Source organism: Pyxidicoccus sp. M15, assembly GCF_056858435.1.
The window spans coordinates 5,823,944-5,828,009 of record NZ_CM166495.1; the positions used below are offsets into that span (position 1 = coordinate 5,823,944).

General features: G+C 69.0%; 4 protein-coding genes. All 4 read right to left on the reverse strand.

The window, feature by feature from the left end; genetic code table 11:
- Positions 1-209: 209 nt before the first annotated feature.
- The gene (locus ACX9TP_RS22020) at positions 210-1,037 is read right to left on the reverse strand and encodes an alpha/beta fold hydrolase (RefSeq protein ID WP_482981689.1); all 828 of its coding nucleotides are present in this window, start codon (positions 1,035-1,037) and stop codon (positions 210-212) included.
- Between the two features lie 137 nt (positions 1,038-1,174).
- A complete protein-coding gene (locus ACX9TP_RS22025; RefSeq protein WP_482981690.1) occupies positions 1,175-1,816 on the reverse strand; it encodes a glutathione S-transferase N-terminal domain-containing protein in 642 nt (213 codons plus the stop codon).
- Between the two features lie 38 nt (positions 1,817-1,854).
- Positions 1,855-2,766, reverse strand: coding sequence for a patatin-like phospholipase family protein (locus ACX9TP_RS22030; RefSeq protein ID WP_482981691.1), 912 nt, complete (start codon positions 2,764-2,766; stop codon positions 1,855-1,857).
- 60 nt (positions 2,767-2,826) lie between these two features.
- Positions 2,827-3,807 carry an aldo/keto reductase gene (locus ACX9TP_RS22035; RefSeq protein WP_482981692.1) on the reverse strand — a complete coding sequence of 327 codons (981 nt, stop codon included), beginning with the start codon at positions 3,805-3,807 and terminating at the stop codon, positions 2,827-2,829.
- Positions 3,808-4,066: the final 259 nt, after the last annotated feature.

A 4,066-nucleotide genomic window follows, 5' to 3' on the forward strand; every position in this document is an offset into this window, starting at 1 on the left:
CCGTCACGACGACGGTGTGGGTGAGGGCCCGCCCGAGGGTGAGCCCCTTCGACCAGACCTCACCCCTGCCGCCGAGCAGCATCGTGGAGCGGTGAGGTCCGGGACGCGCACGGCCTCCCAGTCGAGGAGACAGGGCTTGGGCCTCGGACATGAGGTTGCCCCGTTTCCGCGGGGCAACTTCACGTGGCGGTGAACCGTGCCGGAGGAGCCTATCGGGCCGACGGCATGGGCTCGGCGAGGAAGGGGTTCGCCTTCCCGACGACGTCGGGCGAGTCGAAGATGTTGTAGTGGGTGCGGCCCGGGAGGATGGCGAGGCGGGCCTTCGACATGTCCTTGCCCTCCCAGCCCGGGTCCTTCTGGCCGCCGCCGAGGAGCTCGAAGAAGCGCACCATCTTCGCCGGCGAGATGCCGTCATGGTCCGCGTAGATGAGCAGCGTGGGCGCCGAGATGCGGGGGACCTCGTTGGACCAGTCGTAGTCGCGCGACAGCAGCTCGCCCATCTTGTCGAGCAGCTTCGGGAAGCCGTCCGGGTTCGGCGAGACGGCCACGTACGTCTGGTACTCGGTCGACGGGCGCATGAACTCGACCATGGAGTGGTTGATCTGCTGGAAGGTGGCGCGGACCTCCGGGTACCAGGAGTCCTGGCTGAAGCCCGCCGAGACGACGACGAGCTTCCGGACCCGCTGGGGGTGCTGAATCGCGGTTCGAATCGCGACGCAACCGCCGAGCGAGTAGCCCATGACGTCGGCCTGCTCGAAGCCCAGGTGCTGGATGAGGGCGGCGATGTCGTCTGCCATGTGCTCGAAGCGCAGGGGGCGGTCGATGTCGCCGGTCCTGCCATGACCTTGCAGGTCGACGGCGATGACCTGTCGGTTCTCCGCGAGCTGCTTCGGCACCTCGCCCATGAGCGCCGCCATGCGGAAGCCGCCATGCAGGACGATGAGGGGCGTGCCGTCTCCGGAACCGTGGACCTCGTAGTAGAGGCGGAGGCCGTTCACCGGCGCGTAGCCGGACTTCGTGGGTTTCTGCTGAGTCATGGGGCCTTCCCCCGGGGCACCGTCGGGTTTCGTGTGGGGCTGGGTCGCGCACCCGGACAGGACCAGGGCGACGAGGAGGAGCGGCTTCAAGAGGGGGTGGGGCATGGTGCAGACAGAGGGAGCTGCCTCATCGGCTTTCACGGGTCGAATCGAAATTGCGTCGCACCAACAGATGCGCGCGTCGAGAATTGCTGACAGAACTTCGTCAGCTCGGAGTAGGGCGCCGTCGGCAGGACCTCCCGGAACTCCAGATGCGTCACCAGGCAGTACAGGGTGACCTCCAGGAAGCTCAGGTCCCGCTGAGGCGGGAGCGCGGCGAGGACGGCCCCCACGTTCTCCTCCAGCCACGCCATCATGTTGAGCAGCGCGGTGCGCAGCTTCGCCGGGTGCGCACCGTCCCCGCCGCCGCCCACCTTGGCCATGACCAGCGACACCTCCGTCGCCATCGCCTGCGCCGCGAGCTCCTGCGCATTGGCCAGCACCGGCACGTCGAGGTCTTCCGGCCAGACCACACGGGGCTTGCGGCTCGACTGTCGGTACAGCTCACGACAGATATTCAGGGCACCGAACCAGACACCCTGGGACGTCTTCAGGCTCGGGATCCTGAGCGCGGGGTTGCCGCCGTAGTCCTCGACATTGGAGGACATGAGGTCTCGCACCACGCGCAAGTCGTAATCGACGCCGAGCTCCGCGGCGAAGATGCGTGTGATTCGCGTGAAGTGGGAGCTGGAGCGGCCGAAAATGACAGGTCTGGCGAGTTCTTCGAGCACAGTTGGCATCTGTGTTCCTCAAATTCGAGAGGTGACACGGGCAACCCTCACCACCGCCCGTCGTCGAGCGCGCGGATAACGGCGTCATGGCCCGCGCGCCATGCGGATTCAAACGCCTCGCCCGCGCCCCGGAACGCCTCGACGGACGTGCCGGTCATGTCCACGCGCACTTCCCGCACCTCGCAGCCCATGTCGGAACGGTAGAAGGCGGGCTCGTCGGTGACGTTGATGGCGATGAGCCGCGAGCCCGGGAACAGCTCGCAGGCATCATGCACGGGCACCGCCGACACCCGGTCCGCCCCCGGGTCGATGCGCTGCAGCGTCGCGTCCTCGAACAGGAACGGGTTGGCCGCGCTGGAGGCCACCGCCTCCGCGACGGAGCCCTGCGTCGCCGCCACCCGGTGCAGGCCCTCGCCCGTGGGCTCCTGGTAGAAGGTCGCGAAGGGCACCGGCAGCTCCTCGATGCGCGCCCCACGGTGGAAGCGCTCCAGCACCTGGGTGAAGCGCTCATGGCTGAGCTCGGGAACCGACGCCGCGCCTCCCGCCGCGCCCAGCGCTCCCGCCGCGAGCGCGGGTGCCAGCGCACCTCCTGAGATGAGCACCGCGAGCAGTCCCACCGCCGCGCCCACCGCGCCGCGCTTCTTCGCCTCCTGCTCCGTCTCGCGCTCGTACAGCCGGAAGAACGCCCGGTAGCGCGTGCGCAGGTCCTCCCCGGGCGCGGCGGCATAGAGGCTGCCCACCAACGCGCCCATGCTGTTGCCCACCACGCAGTCGATGCGCACGCCGCGCTCCACCAGCGCATCCAGCGCGCCCAGGTGCGCCAGCCCTCGCGCCGACCCCACGGAGAGCACCACGCACGTGCGCTCCGGGGCATGACGCAGCGCAGCCCCGCTCCGGCGGCAGGAGGACGCTCCCACCATCAGCACGGCGAGCAGGGTGATGCGCAGGAGCCGCTTCATGGAGTCCTCCAAGATGAGCGCTGGACTCTAGCCCAGGCCCGGGAGGGCCCGCCGTGTGCGTCACATCCCGCGCACCTCGTGGGGCTTGTAGGGCGCCTCGAGCGCCTTCAGCTCCTCGGGGGCCAGCTTGAGGTCCACCGCGCGCACGGCGTCCTCCAGGTGCTCGGGCTTCGTGGCGCCGATGATGGGCGCCGTCACCTGGGGCCGTGACAGCAGCCACGCCAGCGCCACCTGCGCGGGCGGCACGTTGCGCGCGGCGGCCACCTTCTGCGTGGCCTCCACCACCTCCCAGTCCCCGGGCTGGTCATAGAGCTGGCCGGAGAACGTGTCCGACTTCGCGCGGGCCGTGGCGCTGCGGTCATTCAGCGACTTGCGCGAGCCCGCCAGCAGGCCGCGCGCCAGCGGGGACCAGGGGATGACACCGATGCCCTCGGACTCGCACAGGGGCAGCATCTCCCGCTCCTCCTCGCGGTAGACGAGGTTGTAGTGGCCCTGCATGGAGACGAAGCGCGACCAGCCGTGCAGGTCCGCCACGCCCAGCGCCCTCGCGAACTGCCACGCGTACGCGGACGACGCACCCAGGTAGCGCACCTTCCCCTGGCGCACGAGCTGGTCCAACGCGGACAGCGTCTCCTCCAGCGGCGTGTTCGGGTCCATGCGGTGGATTTGATAGAGGTCGATGGCGTCCACGCCCAGCCGCTTCAGGCTCGCCTCGCAGCCCTGGACGATGTGCTTGCGCGACAGGCCGCGCAGGTTCTGCCCGTCGCCCATGGGGAAGTAGACCTTGGTGGCAATCACCACCTCGTCCAGGCGCGCATAGCGGCGCAGCGCACGCCCCGTGACTTCCTCGCTCACCCCCATCGAGTACATGTCCGCGGTGTCGAAGAAGTTGATGCCCAGCTCCACCGCACGGCGGAAGAAGGGCTGCGCCGCCTCCTCGTCCAGCACCCATGGGCGCCAGGTAGGCGTGCCGTAGCTCATGCAGCCCAGACAGATGCGGGATACCCGCAAGCCGGTGCGACCCAGGTTGGTGTACTTCATCGGTTGACTCCTCCGTCAAGCCGGGATTCAGGGGCGCTTGCATGCCCCTGTCCCTGAGCCGCCGCGTCATACCCCGACCGGGTGGGTCTTTGATGAACGGGCGCTTTTCTGAAAGTCGAGATTCCGCTAAACGTACGAGGAATCCGAGGGGGTCGCTGAGCGGAGCCATCGGGCGCGCGCCCCGGATTGCGGGTGGGGTGTGCGTCGCGCGGTCTCCGTCTGTGGCGCCCTCCTGGGAAGGCCCCCCGGGACTCACGAC